Annotated in this window: 16 protein-coding genes; 3 read left to right on the top strand and 13 right to left on the bottom strand. The window is 64.7% G+C overall.

What is annotated here, in order from left to right; all coding sequences use genetic code 11:
- Nucleotides 1-43: 43 nt before the first annotated feature.
- From tsaE to ACIBG0_RS11510, 4 genes are all read right to left on the bottom strand, one after another.
- Nucleotides 44-496, bottom strand: coding sequence for a tRNA (adenosine(37)-N6)-threonylcarbamoyltransferase complex ATPase subunit type 1 TsaE (tsaE, locus tag ACIBG0_RS11525; protein ID WP_397031604.1), 453 nt, complete (start codon nt 494-496; stop codon nt 44-46).
- Complete coding sequence (locus ACIBG0_RS11520) at nt 489-1,562, bottom strand: alpha/beta fold hydrolase (protein WP_397031603.1); 1,074 nt, start codon at nt 1,560-1,562, stop codon at nt 489-491. Before ACIBG0_RS11520 ends, tsaE begins: the two co-directional genes overlap by 8 nt.
- The gene (gene alr / locus ACIBG0_RS11515; protein WP_397031601.1) at nt 1,559-2,698 is read right to left on the bottom strand and encodes an alanine racemase; all 1,140 of its coding nucleotides are present in this window, start codon (nt 2,696-2,698) and stop codon (nt 1,559-1,561) included. The genes ACIBG0_RS11520 and alr overlap by 4 nt, the downstream gene beginning before the upstream one ends.
- A gap of 253 nt (nt 2,699-2,951) precedes the next feature.
- Nucleotides 2,952-4,436: an NAD(P)H-hydrate dehydratase gene (locus ACIBG0_RS11510; protein ID WP_397031600.1), complete on the bottom strand. Its 1,485-nt coding sequence runs from the start codon at nt 4,434-4,436 to the stop codon at nt 2,952-2,954.
- Nucleotides 4,437-4,555: 119 nt separating this feature from the next.
- On the opposite strand from ACIBG0_RS11510, the gene ACIBG0_RS11505 reads away from it, so the two are divergent.
- Nucleotides 4,556-4,981: a plastocyanin/azurin family copper-binding protein gene (locus tag ACIBG0_RS11505; protein ID WP_397031599.1), complete on the top strand. Its 426-nt coding sequence runs from the start codon at nt 4,556-4,558 to the stop codon at nt 4,979-4,981.
- Nucleotides 4,982-5,448: 467 nt separating this feature from the next.
- Here ACIBG0_RS11505 and ACIBG0_RS11500 read toward each other — a convergent pair whose 3' ends face one another.
- Nucleotides 5,449-5,922 carry a MarR family winged helix-turn-helix transcriptional regulator gene (locus ACIBG0_RS11500; protein WP_397031598.1) on the bottom strand — a complete coding sequence of 158 codons (474 nt, stop codon included), beginning with the start codon at nt 5,920-5,922 and terminating at the stop codon, nt 5,449-5,451.
- Nucleotides 5,923-6,060: 138 nt separating this feature from the next.
- On the opposite strand from ACIBG0_RS11500, the gene ACIBG0_RS11495 reads away from it, so the two are divergent.
- The gene (locus ACIBG0_RS11495) at nt 6,061-7,257 is read left to right on the top strand and encodes an MFS transporter (protein ID WP_397031596.1); all 1,197 of its coding nucleotides are present in this window, start codon (nt 6,061-6,063) and stop codon (nt 7,255-7,257) included.
- A 197-nt stretch (nt 7,258-7,454) separates the two neighbouring features.
- Here the strand turns inward: ACIBG0_RS11495 and glmS are convergent, their stop codons facing one another.
- Nucleotides 7,455-9,335: a glutamine--fructose-6-phosphate transaminase (isomerizing) gene (glmS, locus tag ACIBG0_RS11490; RefSeq protein ID WP_397031594.1), complete on the bottom strand. Its 1,881-nt coding sequence runs from the start codon at nt 9,333-9,335 to the stop codon at nt 7,455-7,457.
- A 36-nt stretch (nt 9,336-9,371) separates the two neighbouring features.
- On the opposite strand from glmS, the gene ACIBG0_RS11485 reads away from it, so the two are divergent.
- Nucleotides 9,372-10,229, top strand: coding sequence for a dienelactone hydrolase family protein (locus ACIBG0_RS11485; protein WP_397031592.1), 858 nt, complete (start codon nt 9,372-9,374; stop codon nt 10,227-10,229).
- Here ACIBG0_RS11485 and ACIBG0_RS11480 read toward each other — a convergent pair whose 3' ends face one another.
- The 7 genes from ACIBG0_RS11480 to ACIBG0_RS11450 all read right to left on the bottom strand — a co-directional run bounded on the left by ACIBG0_RS11480 (nt 10,230) and on the right by ACIBG0_RS11450 (nt 15,169).
- Nucleotides 10,230-10,781 (bottom strand): TetR/AcrR family transcriptional regulator, encoded by a 552-nt coding sequence (locus ACIBG0_RS11480; RefSeq protein ID WP_397031590.1) that lies wholly within the window; start codon nt 10,779-10,781, stop codon nt 10,230-10,232.
- 25 nt (nt 10,782-10,806) lie between these two features.
- Nucleotides 10,807-11,256 (bottom strand): DUF6640 family protein, encoded by a 450-nt coding sequence (locus ACIBG0_RS11475; RefSeq protein WP_397031588.1) that lies wholly within the window; start codon nt 11,254-11,256, stop codon nt 10,807-10,809.
- Between the two features lie 423 nt (nt 11,257-11,679).
- On the bottom strand, nt 11,680-12,066 hold the full coding sequence (locus ACIBG0_RS11470; protein WP_397031586.1) for a hypothetical protein: 387 nt from the start codon (nt 12,064-12,066) through the stop codon (nt 11,680-11,682).
- 49 nt (nt 12,067-12,115) lie between these two features.
- Entirely contained in the window at nt 12,116-13,741 is a 1,626-nt protein-coding gene (locus ACIBG0_RS11465) for a hypothetical protein (RefSeq protein WP_397031584.1), read from the bottom strand.
- Between the two features lie 58 nt (nt 13,742-13,799).
- Nucleotides 13,800-14,114 (bottom strand): hypothetical protein, encoded by a 315-nt coding sequence (locus ACIBG0_RS11460; protein ID WP_397031582.1) that lies wholly within the window; start codon nt 14,112-14,114, stop codon nt 13,800-13,802.
- Nucleotides 14,115-14,552: 438 nt separating this feature from the next.
- Nucleotides 14,553-14,858, bottom strand: coding sequence for a DUF6802 family protein (locus tag ACIBG0_RS11455; protein WP_397031580.1), 306 nt, complete (start codon nt 14,856-14,858; stop codon nt 14,553-14,555).
- Nucleotides 14,859-14,971: 113 nt separating this feature from the next.
- The gene (locus ACIBG0_RS11450) at nt 14,972-15,169 is read right to left on the bottom strand and encodes a PspC domain-containing protein (RefSeq protein WP_397031579.1); all 198 of its coding nucleotides are present in this window, start codon (nt 15,167-15,169) and stop codon (nt 14,972-14,974) included.
- Nucleotides 15,170-15,287 lie beyond the last annotated feature (118 nt).

The raw sequence follows: 15,287 nt of genomic DNA, 5'->3' as shown, positions 1-15,287 counted from the left end.
TACTCGGTCGTTACGGCACCCGGACGATCCGCCATCTCGCGAGCTAACCGACCCATTCCCAGATCGCGGTGCGGACTTCGGAATTCGGTTCGCGCGAGAGCAGCACGTACAGGTGTCGCTCAGCGAGGTGTTCCACGACACCCTTGCCCCACTCGACCACCACGACCGCCTGATGCAGATCGGTATCGAGGTCCAGGGCGTCCAGTTCGTCCAGATCACCGGCGAGTCGGTAGGCATCCACATGCACCAGCGGCACCGGTGCGGCGCCGTGGCGCTGTCCGGCCCGGTGCTGGCGGGCGATGATGAAGGTCGGCGAACTGACCCGGCCCTGCACACCGAGGCCCTCGGCGATGCCGCGAGTCAGGGCGGTTTTACCCGCACCGAGCGGACCATCGAGTACCACCAGATCACCCGCCCCCAGTCCGGCGGCGAGTTCGCGACCGAAGGCCTCGGTGTCGGCGACCGTGGGCAGAGTCCGTTGCTGCCGTTCAGCCACCGGCGACCTCCGCGATTGATGGGGTGTCCTCGATCACGCCCGCCCGCATGAGTAGGCGGTCGAGTGCGTCGTTGACGATATCCGGGAACTGCATATGCGGCATGTGGGCGGCCTCATCGAGGCGGACGAGTTCGCTATCGGGCAATTCGCGTGCCAGCGCCCGTGAATTGCGGAACGGGATGACAACATCGTGCGCGCCACCGATCACCAGCACCGGCAGTCCCGCGAGCGTCGGCAGTGCGGCCGATTCATCATGCAGTTCGATCGCCTTCAGGAACTTCACGATCGTTTCGACGGGTGTGCGGTCGATCATGAGCGTGGTGAAGCGGGAAAGAGTGGGGCTGACGTGCCCATGAAACGAACTGACGTGCAGTATCGGCGTGATCACATGCCGGACGGTGCTGCGCCCGGCCTGAACCAATGCCGGAGCGGTATGCACGGCCAAGCGGAAGCCGTCGACGGCCGGGTTACGCAGCAGCTGCGCGATGCCCGCCGAGGTGACCTCGGCGGCGGCGGTCGAGAGCAGACCGACGCCGATCACCCGCGCCGCGAACAATTCCGGGAACTGTGCCGCCGCGGCAAGTACCGCCATGCCGCCGAGCGAATGACCCACCAGAACCACCGGACCGGTCGGAGTGGTCGCCTCGATGACGGCCGCCAGATCGCGACCGAGCTGGGCGACGGTGCAGCTGTCGGTGGTGGGGGTGCCGGAGCGGCCATGACCGCGCAGGTCGAAGAAGACCAAGCGAGCGCTTGTTCCCCACCGCTTTTCCAAGTCACGGCGCTGGAAGTGGTAGGACGCCATGGTGTTGCAGAAGCCGTGCACGAAGATCACCGTGACGGGCGCATTGGGCGGACCGCATTCCCGGGTGGCCAGGCACACACCGTCTTCGGTGACCACCGCACCTGAGCGGTCCTCGTCCAACAGGGCGAAGTTCTCGTCGCGGTATTCATCGACGCGAGCGGGCCAGAGCACGCGGGCACCGGCGCGGCGCAAAGCGTGGGCACCGGCCAGCGCGCCGACCACACCAGCGGTTGCCAGTCCGCCGCGGACGACTGATCTCATCGGATTCCCCCTATGTGGCGCCGTAGCACCCGGCCGTGGGGAGAGCACACGATCTCGTAGTGGATGGTGCCGAGCAGATCGGCCCAGTCCTGGGCGCGCGGCTGGTCCGCGCCGAACATGATCGCGGTGTCGCCCTCAGTGACGCCCGCGGCATTGTCACCCAGATCGACGACGAACTGGTCCATGCAGATGCGCCCCACGTTGGGTCGCAACGCGCCGCCGAGCCACACCGCGAAGCGGTTGCTCAACGGGCGGAACACACCGTCGGCGTATCCGGCGGGGATGAGGGCGACGGTGGTGTCGTGTGGAGCGATCCACTTGTGGCCGTAGGAAACGCCCTCACCCGCAGCGACCTGCTTGACCAAGGCGACTCGCGCTTGAAAAGTCATCGCTGGGCGCAGACCGAACTCACCGAGTTCGGGTATCGGGGTCAGTCCGTACATCGCGATACCGGGCCGAACCATGTCGAACGCCAAATCCGGGCGGGTGACTGTGGCAGCCGAGTTCGCGAGGTGGACCAGTTCCGGTTCGAGGCCGTGCTCCTTGGCGGCGGCGATGGCCTCGACGAATCGGTCGCGCTGGACGTCGAGGAAGGGGTGTTCCGGCTCGTCGGCGTGTGCGAGGTGGGAGAAGATCGCGCGGAACCGCACCACCTGTTCGTCCACCAGCGTGCGCAGGGCCGCCAGCACCGCCGGGTACTCGGTCGGTGCTATGCCGTTGCGGTTGAGGCCGGTGTCGACCTTGAGCGAGACGACCGCGGTTCGGCCGGTTGCGCGCGCCGCGGCCTCGATCGCACGCAGATGATCAAGCGAGGAGACACCGATCTCGATATCGTGCTCGATCGCCGCGCCGAAGTCGGCATCGGAATTATTGAGCCAACACAGGATCGGCGCGGTGATCCCGGCGGTGCGCAACTGCACCGCCTCGGCGACCGTGGTGACCCCGAGTTCGGCCGCCCCTGCCGCCAACGCGGCCCGCCCCACCTCGACGGCGCCGTGGTTGTAGCCGTCGGCCTTGACCACCGCCATCACCGCCGCATCCCCCGCATACTCACGCAGGACCCGCACGTTGTGGGCAATGGCATCCAGATCGATAACCGTCTCCACTTGCGCCTCCACGCTTAGTGATCCTGCCATTCGGTGCCTGGCTCGCGCGAGGGCGTCGGTTCATGTCCAAGCGGGGAGAGCGCGCACGACGCGTGATGACGAGGCGGCAGCGCAGTTGGCGGCGAGCGCAAGTAGAACAGCGAACGGCCGCGCGGATACCGAGACGAGCGCGTCTGGTGGGTCGTCGAAGTGGTCCCGTTCCCGGTCGCCGAGTCGCCGAGTCCCCGGGACCAGCGCATACCGCGAGGCCATCGAGGCGGCAATGAGAGTTGGCCGGCGCGCGTCACGTCCCCGCAACCGTGCGCAAGGTGCGGATTGCCGCGCGCAGGTGGTCGAGGAGAGGGGATGCGGAGGTGGGGGCGGCGGATGGGTGGTTCTCATGGGCGGCGAGGTTGGCGGCGAGGGCGTGGACGCGGGCGGCAGCGGCGGCGGACCAGGCGGGGTCGTAGCCCGCGGCGAGGAGGGCGCCGATGATGCCGGACAGGACATCACCCGCACCGGCGGTGGCGGCCCAGGAACCACCTGCTTCGTTGACGAGTACGGGGCGACCGGGGCTGGCGATGAGGGTGGCTCGGCCTTTGAGCAGGACGGTCAGTTGCCAGGATTCGGCGAGGTCGCGGACGGCGGCTACCCGATCCTGGCCGAGCTCTTGTCCGGTCAGGCGGGCGAATTCGCCTGCGTGCGGGGTCAATACGGTGGGGGCGGTGCGGCCGCGGACCAGGTCGGGATCGCCGGCGAGCAAAGTCAGGCCGTCGGCGTCGACGACGACAGGAAGGTCGGTTGCGAGGATTTCGGTAAGTCGTTTGTGGGCGTCGGTATCGGTACCGGCGCCAGGGCCGAAAACCCAGGACTGCACTCGGCCGGTGGACGCGATGGTCTGGGCGGCAATTACTTCGGGAAAATGGCCGAGGACCTCGGCCGAGCCGGTTCCGGCGTAGCGAACCATGCCGGAGGTGGCCGCGACGGCGGCGCCGGTGCACAGTACAGCGGCGCCGGGATACGTCGCGCTGCCCGCGCAGATACCGGTAACACCCTGGGTGTACTTGTCGTCGGTTGGTCCCGGAATCGGCCACCGCGCACCGATCTCCGCTGGCTCCAGCGCCGCGAGATTCGGTTCGGGTAGTCGTAAACCGATGGGTACCAATTCGATTCGGCCGCAGTAGGGCGCGGCCAAGGCATGCACCGGCTTATAAGCGCCGAATGCGACCGTGACCTCAGCGCGGACAGCAGGGCCGGTGATCGCGCCGGTGTCCGGATCGACTCCGCTCGGAAGATCGGCGGCGATGATCGGAACAACCAGAGCGGCAACGAGTTCCGCGGCAATTGGACGGAGGGGGCCACGGCCGGAGATGCCGACGATACCGTCGATCACGAGGTCAGGTGCAGCCGAATTGATTTCGTAGTTCGCGCCATCGGCACGCAAAACATCCGATGCAGTTCGAATCCGACCGCCTGCCTTGCGCAGGGCAGCAAGGCCTTTCGCGTGCGCGCGTTCCGGATTCAGCAGTACGGCGGTGACAGCGGCGCCGCGGCGGCGCAGCATCGATCCGGCCCAGAGCACGTCCCCGCCGTTATCGCCGGAACCGACGAGCAGCAATACCGACCTGCCCGCGATGCCGCTGGTCCGCGCGCGCAACTCGCTCGCGACCACGGTCGCCAATCCGTAGGCCGCCCGATGCATCGGCATGCCCTCGGGGACGCGGGTGAACAGCTCGGCCTCGGCCACGCGCACTTCATCTGCGGTGAAATAGCCCCGCTGGCTGGACATGAACGCTCGCCTCCACTGCGTCGATCGGGCACTGCGGTTCCGCTGGTACGGGGATACGCCGAAGCGCAACGTCATGCGCTGTGCTGGCCCGCACCGTCAGCAGACTACGCTTGGCCGTCATGCCGATCGTGCGCCACGCGATGTCCACCCGGATCGCAACCGGATCCGTCCTGGCCGCGACAGTACTGCTGGCAGGCTGCGGCTCCGGCGGTACGAACTCGACCCCCACATCGACCACCGCGAAGTCCGGCCACACGACGACAACCACCAAGGCCGGCGATTCGAAAACCGCTGCCGTCACCGTCGATGTCACGGATATGAAGTTCTCCCCCGCCGATGTCACCGTCAAGGTCGGCGAGACCGTGACCTGGAAATTCAAGGACTCCGTCCCACACACCGTCCAAGGCATCGGTGATAAGGCCATGGGCATCAATAGCCCGATCTTCGACAAGGGCGAATGGAGCTACACGTTTTTCGCCCCCGGCACCTACCGCTACCTGTGCTCCCTGCATCCCCAGATGCGCGGCACCGTCACCGTCGAATAGCAGAGCCTCCTTCCGGCTCCCAGAAAGCGCGGATGCAGGGGTCATCGCGCTCGTATGGATCGAGCACGAAGGCATTCCGCACACCAGCGTCGCGCCAGCCTTCCCCAGCTGGATGATGGGAAGTTGAACAGATGATGCCCACAAGCACAGCTCCAGCGGCGACGATCACGGCCCAACCACCGCAGGGCATCATCTGCCGCCCGATATACGTTCCGGCGTGAGCGCAGACGACCCATCCTGAGCCGCACTATCACCATCGAAGTAGCCGGGCCAGATCCCCGGAGTCTCCGCCACGATCACGCCCCCGCTGGCACATGACACTCGTTCCGAGCCGAGCGCGGGGTCGGATCATCCGTCGTTCAACCCCGCGCACCATGTTGAAACGGTTCGGACCACTTGTCCCCATGGCAGCAGGCGCATGCGACCAGCGGGAGGGGCAGTGTGTCCACTGGCGCGCCGACGAAAGATTACGCCTGCGGGATCCGGGCAGCGTTGGTGTTCATCGCTTCCACGGCGGCGACCAGCGGGGCGAGTTCGGGGTCGGCGGCGGCTTGGCCCAGAGCGCTGGACAGGGCGGTGTCGTGGGTGGGGCGGGCGCGGGTCAGTAGTTCCAGGCCCGCGGCGGTGACGTCGGTGTAGATGCCGCGGCGATCGTCGGGGCAAAGGTAGCGCTGTAGCAGGCCACGGTCTTCGAGGCGGGTGACCAGGCGGGTCGTCGCACTCTGGCTGAGCACCACGGCTTCGGCGACTTGATTCATGCGCAGGTGACCGCCGGGTCCTTCGTGCTGGCGGCTGAGCACGACGAGCAGCGAAAATTCGCGCACGCTCAGCTCATGACCGGATTGCAGGGCGCGTTCGATATGCGCCTCGATCCGATCGTGCAGCAGCGACAGTGCATACCAACCATCGGCCAGGCCGGTCAGGGCGGCATCCGCGGTCATGACGTTCCTTCGCGTCGGGGCTCGTACGTCCAGGATAGATGAAGCAAACAATAGCCCGCGTTTGCAATTAACCCGCGTCTGCAATTATTGTTGACGCCTGTAAAGCTCAGGCGCAACATCACGTGGAGGCTCGCGCTCATGCCGCTCGCACTACTCGCCCTGACACTCGGGGCCTTCGGAATCGGCACCACCGAATTCGTTGTCGTCGGACTGCTGCCCGATATCGCCGACACCTACACGGTGTCGATCCCCACGGCAGGCCTGCTGGTCACCGGCTATGCGCTCGGCGTGCTGGTCGGCGCGCCGATGATGACCGGGCTCGGCACTCGGGTATCCCGCAAGCGCATGCTGCTCGTCAGCCTGTTGCTGCTTATCGCGGGCAATATATTGTCGGCGCTCGCACCGACTTTCGGTCTCATGCTGACCGGACGCATCGTCGCCTCGCTCGCACACGGCGCCTTCTTCGGCATCGGATCGGTGGTCGCCGGAAATCTGGTCGGCCCGGATCGCAAGGCCGGTGCGATCGCCATGATGTTCACCGGACTGACCGTCGCGACCATCGTCGGCGTGCCGCTGGGCACGCTGCTCGGCCAGCAGTTCGGTTGGCGGCTCACCTTCCTGCTCGTCGCACTGGTCGGCCTGGCAGGTCTGATCGGCGTCACCGTGCTCGTGCCCGAACAGCCCGCACCTCATGACGCGCGTCTTCGTCACGAACTCGCCGTGCTCACCAACCCGCAGGTGCTGCTCGCAATGGCCATGACCGTGCTTGGCTTCGGCGGCGTCTTCGCCGCGATCACCTACCTCGCGCCGATGATGACCGAGGTCACCGGCTATGCGGAGAGTTCGGTCACCTGGCTGCTTGTCCTGTTCGGCATCGGCTTCTTCCTCGGCAATCTGATCGGCGGCAAATTCGCCGACCGCCATTTGATGCCGATGCTCTACACCACCCTCGGCGGCCTCGCGCTGGTGCTCGCACTGTTCACGCTCACCGCACACAACAAGGTCGCGGCCGCCATCACAGTCGTCCTGATCGGCGCCCTTGGCTTCGCGACCGTCCCGCCGCTACAGAAGCGCGTCCTCGATCAGGCAGGCAATGCGCCGACCCTGGCCTCGGCCCTCAATATCGGCGCCTTCAACCTCGGCAACGCGATCTCCGCCTGGCTCGGCGGCGTCGTCATCGCCGCGGGATACGGGTACACCTCACCCAACTGGATTGGAGTCATCCTGGTCGTGAGCGCGCTGGGTCTGGCGGTCGTGTCGGGCAATCTCGAACGTCGCGGTGCCGAAACGCCAAGCGAGACAACCGAAACTCTAGTCGCGGCTGGCCGGTCCTGAAGAGCTCGTAACCGGCGGCGCTGATCGATCGTCGCCGGTCACGACCGCCCACGCCGAACTACATCCAGGTCGCAACGGCCCAGCACAGACTTCTGGTCTCGCCGCCGTGTCCTCGCCCTTGTCGAAGGTTTCATCGCTGTCCTGTCGAGCAAGCCACCGCAGCTCCCCCGCCGACAGCACATAGACGAGCCTTCTCGCTATTCGACGGTGACGGACTTGGCCAGGTTGCGCGGCTTGTCGATGTCGTACCCGCGGGCCTGCGCCACTTCGGCAGCGAAGATCTGCAGCGGAACAGTCGACAGTAGCGGCTGGAAAAGGGTTGGCGCCGAAGGGATTTCGATGAGGTCGTCGGCGAATGGGCGCACTGTGTCATCGCCTTCCTCGGCGATGACGATGGTGCGGGCGCCGCGGGCCTGGATCTCACGGATATTGCTGAGCAGCTTCGAATGCAGCACCGCGCGTCCCTTGGGTGAGGGCATGACGACGATCACCGGCAGCCCCTGCTCGATCAGCGCGATCGGACCGTGCTTGAGCTCACCCGCCGCGAAACCCTCGGCGTGCATGTACGCGAGTTCCTTGAGCTTGAGCGCACCCTCCAACGCCACCGGATAGCCGACGTGACGGCCGAGGAACAGCACAGTCGGCACATGCGCCAGTTCCCTGGCGATCGCGCGCACCTGCGGAGCGGTCTCCAACACCTGCTGCACCAGGTGCGGCATCGCCTCGAGTTCAGCGAACTCGCGCGCGACCTCATCCGGATACTTAGTGCCGCGTGCCTGCGCCAAGGCCAGCCCGACCAGGTAGTTCGCGGCCACCTGCGCCAGGAATGCCTTGGTGGACGCGACGCCGATCTCCGGTCCGGTCCGGGTATAGAGGACCGCATCGGACTCGCGCGGAATCTGCGCGCCATTGGTATTGCAGATGGCGAGCACGCGCGCCTTCTGCTCCTTCGCGTGCCGCACCGCCTCGAGAGTATCGGCGGTCTCGCCCGACTGGGAGATCGCCACCACCAGCGTGGACCGGTCCAGCACCGGGTCGCGGTAACGGAATTCGCTGGCCAGCTCGACTTCGACAGGCAGCCGGGTCCAGTGCTCGATCGCGTACTTGGCCAACAGTCCGGCGTGATAGGAGCTGCCGCAGGCGACGACGAATACCTTGTCGAAGTCACGCAGTTCCTGATCGGCGAGGCGCTGCTCGTCCAGCACGATCCGGCCACCGGCCTCGTCCTGGGTGAAGTGGCCGATCAGCGTGTCGGCGACGCCGGCGGGCTGCTCCTCGATCTCCTTCAGCATGAAGAAGTCGTGCCCGCCCTTCTCGGCGGCGGCCAGATCCCAGTCGATGGTGAACGGTCGGGTCCGTGCCGATGCGTCGTTGCCCGCGAAATCGGTGACCGTATAGGTATCGGCGGTGATCACGACGGCCTGGTCCTGGCCGAGTTCGACGGCCTCGCGGGTGTGCTCGATGAAGGCCGTGACATCGGAGGCGATGAACATCTCGCCCTTGCCGACACCGACAACCAGCGGCGTCGAGCGGCGCGCGGCGACAATGACGTCCGGGTGGTCCGCATGGGTGAAGACCAGTGTGAACGCACCCTCCAGCCGACGCAGCACGGCCAGTGCGCTAGCCGCGAAATCACCCGCGGTCGGTCCCTTGGCGTATGCGCGCGACACCAGGTGCACAGCGACCTCGGTGTCGGTGTCACTGCTCAGCTCGACACCGGCGTCTTCGAGCTCCCGGCGCAGCGGCGCGAAGTTCTCGATGATGCCGTTGTGCACGACGGCCACCTTGTTGCTGGTGTCGCGGTGCGGATGGGCGTTGCGGTCGGTCGGCGCGCCGTGGGTGGCCCAGCGGGTATGCCCCATGCCGGTGGTACCGGCGAAGTGGTCGGTCCCGATTTCGGTGAGTTCGGCCTCGAGATTGGCCAGTTTGCCCGCCTTGCGTTCCACCGCCAACACACCCGCGCCATCCAGGATCGCGACACCCGCCGAGTCGTATCCTCGATATTCCATGCGGCGCAACGCGTCAACGACAACGCCGAGGGCATCCCGGTATCCGACGTATCCCACGATTCCGCACATGGCTCATCAGAGTACTTATCAGATAACGTTCACGTCGTGTCGGCGTCTGTGAAATCACTCGTGAGCACCCTGACCAGCCGGGGGCCCCACCGCGTACTGCGCGGCAATCTCGCCATCGCCGGTCAGCCCGGCGTGGTGTTCACCCCAGAGTCCGGACTGAATCTACCCGCGGTGGCCTTCGGTCACGGGTGGCTGACCAGCGCCGCCAACTATCGCGCCACGCTCGAACACCTCGCGTCCTGGGGTTTTGTGGCCGCCGCCCCAGATACCGAGCGCGGGCCGATTCCGTCACATCTCGGATTGGCCACCGATCTGCTCACCACGCTCGATATCTGCACCAGCGTTCGGCTCGGCGACGGTGCGATCAGCGTGCATCCGGACCGGCTGGCGTTGGCCGGGCACGGCATGGGTGCGGGCGCCGCGGTGCTCGCGGCCGGACAGCGTCGCGTCGCCGCAGTGGCCGCGCTCTACCCGGCGCCGACCGCGCCGTCCGCCGAGACCATCGCCCCCGATATCGACACCCCGGCGTTGGTGGTGGCGGGGGCGACCGATATCGAATCGGTGAGCTCGAACGCGATCTCGCTGACCGCCGCGTGGGCCGGACCGGCGGTATTGCGGGCGGTCGACGGGGCCTCACATAACGGCATTGTCGAAGGGCGTCGCGCGCTGGCCGCGTTGGGTGCGGGCAAGCACGAGTCCAAGACCGCGCGGACTACGCGGGCACTGCTGACCGGATATCTGCTGCACAAACTGTTGCACGACAAGACATATGCCGCGTTTTCCGATCCGGAAGCGGTTATCCCCCACACCACTGCTGTCGATCCGGAAGCGCCGCGCGAGCAGGAGAAGCCGAAGCTCCCGGTCCTTCAGCTCGCACAGCTGTTGCGTAGGTGATCATGGCCGGAGGCCGTCGAGCGCGAGTTCGATGAACCGCCGCCAATCGCCGAATCCGTCGCGACTGACCGTGGCGACCGCGCCGACGATCATATAAAGGTCGGCGACGGTCGCATCCGCGCGAATGCTGCCATCGGCTCGCCCCCTGGCCAGCAGTTCCGCGCCGAGTTCGGCCAGATCGTCGCGTACCGTACCGCGTGGTTCGGTATCGCCGAGTACCGATTCGATGGTGCCCGACAGCGCACGCCCCTGCTCATGCACTTCGGCGACATGACTGAGGAAACCAGCCAGCGCCTGCCTGGCATCCGGATTCGGGAGACAGGTGCGGCGCACATGCTCGAGAATTCCGGCGAAGCGCTGTTCCGCAGCTGCCTCGATCAAGGCCCGGCGGGTCGGGAAATGCCGGTAGATGGTGCCGACCCCGACGCCTGCGGCGCGTGCCACATCGGCCATCTGCACCTGGTCACCGTGTTCGGCGAACAATGCAGACGCGGTCGCGAGGACCTGGTCACGATTGCGGGCGGCGTCGGTGCGGAGTTTTCGGTCGGTCATCATCTTCCTGTCTGCTGGCCGTAGGTTAGCCCCGGATCGGTGCGCGAGTGCGCTCGACGACGATCGCCAGCGCCAAGACGATCAGCATTACCAAGGCAATGAATAGTTGCGGGTCCATACCGATGACCTTCGTGGCGTCGGCCGCGTGCTCGGGGTCCTGGGCTGCGGTGCCGGGGAACAGCAGCGCGCCGAACATGGCCAGCCAGGTGACCGATCCGAGTGCGGCAGCCAAAAAGAACTGGGCGCGGAGGTTCCCCGATCGCTGCCATAGGACCACCAGTCCGATCGCGCCGATGAGTGCGCCCATGCCGATGTATTGAGCGTCGTGGAATTTGGCGTGCGGAGGCCATGCGGGGTTGTGCAGGTGGAGGTCGGCGATGTCAGGGATGACCAAGTCGGCGAGAAGGGGGCCGATGAGGGTGTTGAGCAGGACGGCGCCGACGAGGATTCGCGGGAGGGTCCAGTGGGTGGTCATGGGAGTCCTATCGGTCAATTGATGAACCGGAATCCGATTCCGATTAGACGGTAGGACTGTTGGGTGCGGACTGTCAACGGGCCGTTGGTATTCGAGTGTTCAACGGGGTTGCGACCGCACCGGCCTAGCCGGTCTCACTGGCTCGCGACCTCATTCGCCATTCGCGTCATCCTGCAAGCGATCGTTCACATCACCTCGGCAAGGCTGTTGGCCGATGTGTCATCCTGCCGGATGCCGGGAGTTTCGACAGGCTGACGCAGGTGTGTTCATGGATTTGCGCCAATGCCGCCCTTGGCGCTGCTTGGAGGCGACAGACCCGCCCGCGACAACCTCAGCGATTACTTTCTCCGGCCGTACAGCGACGCGATCTCGGCACGCAAGTAGCGTTGCGCTTGCCGAATCGCTGTGCGACGGACCGCCCCCTCAGATCAGCCAACTCTTGCGACGGTAGTACTCGGACTCCGGATCATCGTCCTCATCGATCGGAGTGACGATGTCGTGGGCTTTGCGGGCAGCGATCGAACGCGCGATAGCTTCACGCTGCTCGCGGGCTTCGGTCTCCTGACGTTCCCGCTCGACCCGCGCTTCAGCTTCGAGCCGCTCCCGCTCCGCTGCCTCTGCCTCAGCCTTCGCTATCTCTTCGGCGTGGTCCTCCCAGAATCGATCCATCTCGGCGGTCGCCCGTGCCGAGAACTCACGCCCACCCCTGGCGGTGTCGGCTTGGATCTCCTGAACCTCGTCCAGCAGTATCGCCATTCGCCGCTGATTCTCCTCGGCAAGACGCCTGGCTTCTTCGACGTAATTCACCACGTTGACTCTCCCTGATCATCAACAGCTGAGACGGTGCAGCGATAGCGGATCACAGCGGGCCAGCCTCGGCCAACCTGGCACCGCTATCGGCCGCTTCCTCCTGACTTCCAGTGACCGGCATCGGTTGAGGGGTGTGCTCACCGTCTTCTTCGCGCTTACCTGCGGAGGGGACTCCAGGAACGGTTTGGCTACCGGGAGAGTTCTCATTCGTCGCCGGAGTGCCCTCATCGGGCTTGTCGGTGGAATCCGGCGCTAGCTGGTCACCGGGTGTGGCGGATTCGCGGTCTTCAACTTCGGGCTCATTGGTGGAGATGATCGGATTCCCCTTGTCATCCAGCTTCACGCCGTATTCATGGGTCTTACCGTCCGCGTCTACTACCACGAATTTCGGCTGACCATCCGCCCCGATCTCTACCTTCATATGCTTCCCACCGAGATCGAACTCGACAATCGACTTGTCCTTCCTGTCGTCGCCGTTCTCATCTTCGGTCTTCGTCTCGGGAGACTTGGTCACTTGCTCGATCGCGGTGTCAACACCCGACTTTATCGAGGTACCGAGCGAAGTAAGTCCTTGACCGATGGTTTGCGCCAGCGAGCTCAGTTGCGAAGCTGATTGCGTGAGACTGGCGAGCCCCTGTAGGGGGTTGCTGGAGGTCGAGTTCGTGGTCGTGGGCGTCGTTGTAGTGGACGGCATCGTTGCGGTGGACGGTGTCGCAGTCGACTGCGTCGTCGTAGTGGATGCAGTGGTTGTCGGCGTTTCCTTGCTGGTGGGTGTCTCTTTATTGGTGGGCGACTCTGTCGTCTTCGGCTTGGCCGGTTCTTCCGGAGCTGGATACGACTTTTCGGATACCTGCGCCATCGCATCGGTCAGATTCTTGTACTGCTGCTTGAAGAAACTATCGACCGTGTTACAGATTTCGACGTATGAACTCAGTTTGCGATCAAAATCTGGCTTGAAAACCTTTTGAAGCCAGTCATCCGTCACCTGATGAGCCTTTTTACCGTATTCCCCCGTCATCAGATTCTGACTATCAGAGTTTATAAAACCCAACGTACTCTTATGGATCTTATCCTCGGGAACAGCGACTTCCGGGAACACCCGCCCCAAGTCACGAACCTGATCGGCATTTATCCATTCGCGCGCCTCGTGGACATCGATAATGAGCTCGACGTCCTCCGGTGTCTTGCCATCAATCTTGACGACTTTACTGCCACCCACTGGCCCTTCGAGCAGCTCCTTCGTCACATATGCCTTCACGGCAACCGACGTGCGAAGCGAGCTCGTCATTTCCACTATGACATTCATGGCCGTGCGGGCATGCTTTCGATCTTCGTCGGCTTGGGCCAACTGCTTGGTCAGCATGTCCATCGCGGAATTCGCAGCAGTCCCCGTCCAGAGTGTCGGCAGTGTACGCGCGTATCCCTGCTGGGCATCCCACTGAGCGTCCACCTCCGCCAAGGCGGTCTTCAACGCTTCGCCGGTCTGCTCCAGCTTCGAGACCTTCATACCCTTCTGTTCGTCATACAGCGCCAACATCGTACTGACATCACCCTTGCCGCCATTACCGCCGAACGCCCGTTCATAAAGAGGCATGAACTTTATCCAGTACTGAAGGCCATAATTACCTTCGGCCAGGATCTCGTCGATCTCCTTGCCCTGCCAAGGAACTGTCATAGCCCCGAACCCCCCTGAAATACTGTGTCGCCAGTACGAATGCCTACTACTCGCGTGATCATTGCTTGTCCGTCTCTGAAGCACGCGCCCGATCGATTTCGGAATAGATCACCACGGATGCACCGAGCGCGTTGCCGAGGGCTGTAGTCGCGGCGCTCCAATTCTCGAGCCATGCGTCGATCCGCTCCAACCCGCTGTGCACCGCAATGCCTTCTTGCGAGTAGTTTCGCCCTGCCTCATCGTTGCCTACACCGAACATGTGATCAGTTACGCGCTTGGCCTGATCCTTTACGGCACTCGCAGACCGTCTGAAGTCACTGCCGAGCGCTCCCAGCTCACCGGTCTTGACGCCCATCTTGTCCGACTCAGCCACGCCATCCCCTCCATCCCTGCTGCACCCGATACGACCATCGGCGACTCATTCGCGCGGACAAGCGCTTTATCTCTTCTGACGCAGCTGGTCCATGTTCGGTTCCATCGCACGGGGTTTCAGCAGAAATTTACTGGGTGGGTCCGGCGGCTACAACCGGCCGTCGACCCGGCAGCCACAGCACACGACATCAATCGCGGTCGAAGAGTGATTCCGCAGGTTCCAATGATCCGCACGAGCGTCGCGCGGATCATTGCAGCCTGCGGCCGGGTGTACCCACGAAGGGGTTGGGTTGTGGGGGCCGTTGTCGGACAGTGTAATTGGGTGTCGGGTGGAGGGGAACCCGTCGAGATGCAGTCGACAGGAGCCGTGGCTACTCGATGTGACGAGCGCGGCCCGGCCCCGAGGGCGAGGCCGGGCTGAATCGAGGCTGCTCAGCGGCTAGTGCCCGATCTTCCCCTGATCGGTCCGCACCCACTCCGACGTCCCATCCGGATGCCGATGGAACTCCCATGCGGAGTAATCGCCGTCCTTCTCGACCACGGTGACCTGGTCGGCGATGCCATCGTGGTCCCAGTCGGTCCACACCTGCATGGCTTCGGGGCCGGTGGTGGTGATGGTGTCGAGGGTGCCGTCGCCATCGATGTCCTGGGTCGGGTGGTGCAGTTCCACTTCACCGAGCCCGTCCAGCGAAGAGGATGCGTCGATGCCGGGATCCATGCCCGGGAATTCACCTGAGGTGATCATGACTCCTCCTGCTCGGGACTCGTGTGGGTGACACGGCGGTCGATCGGTGGGTACCGGTCCATAGTGTCATCCGCGAGTCCCGGACGCAGCGCCCAGCCCCTAATTGTCGGGGATCACTTTTTCGGAATGATCAGCCACAGAACCAGATACACGACGAACTGCGGTCCCGGGAGCAGGCAGGACAGGACGAAGAGCAACCGGACGACGTTGGCGTTCCAGCCGAAGTATTCGGCTATGCCGCCGCAGACACCGGCGATCCACTTGTCGTTGTTGGAGCGCGTGAGTCGGCGGGTGGGCGCGGGGGCGGTCATTGTGGTCCCTCTCTGATGATGTTCGGCTACGACATCAACTCTGCCGGGGAAAACCGCGCCGCACATCGGTCGCACGACCTATCCCGACCCTGATTTCCGCAGGCTATGGACTCAGGGT

Source organism: Nocardia sp. NPDC050630, from assembly GCF_044457245.1.
Classification (GTDB): domain Bacteria; phylum Actinomycetota; class Actinomycetes; order Mycobacteriales; family Mycobacteriaceae; genus Nocardia.
Note: the sequence above shows the minus strand (reverse complement) of the source record. Positions and strands in the feature narration are given on the sequence as shown.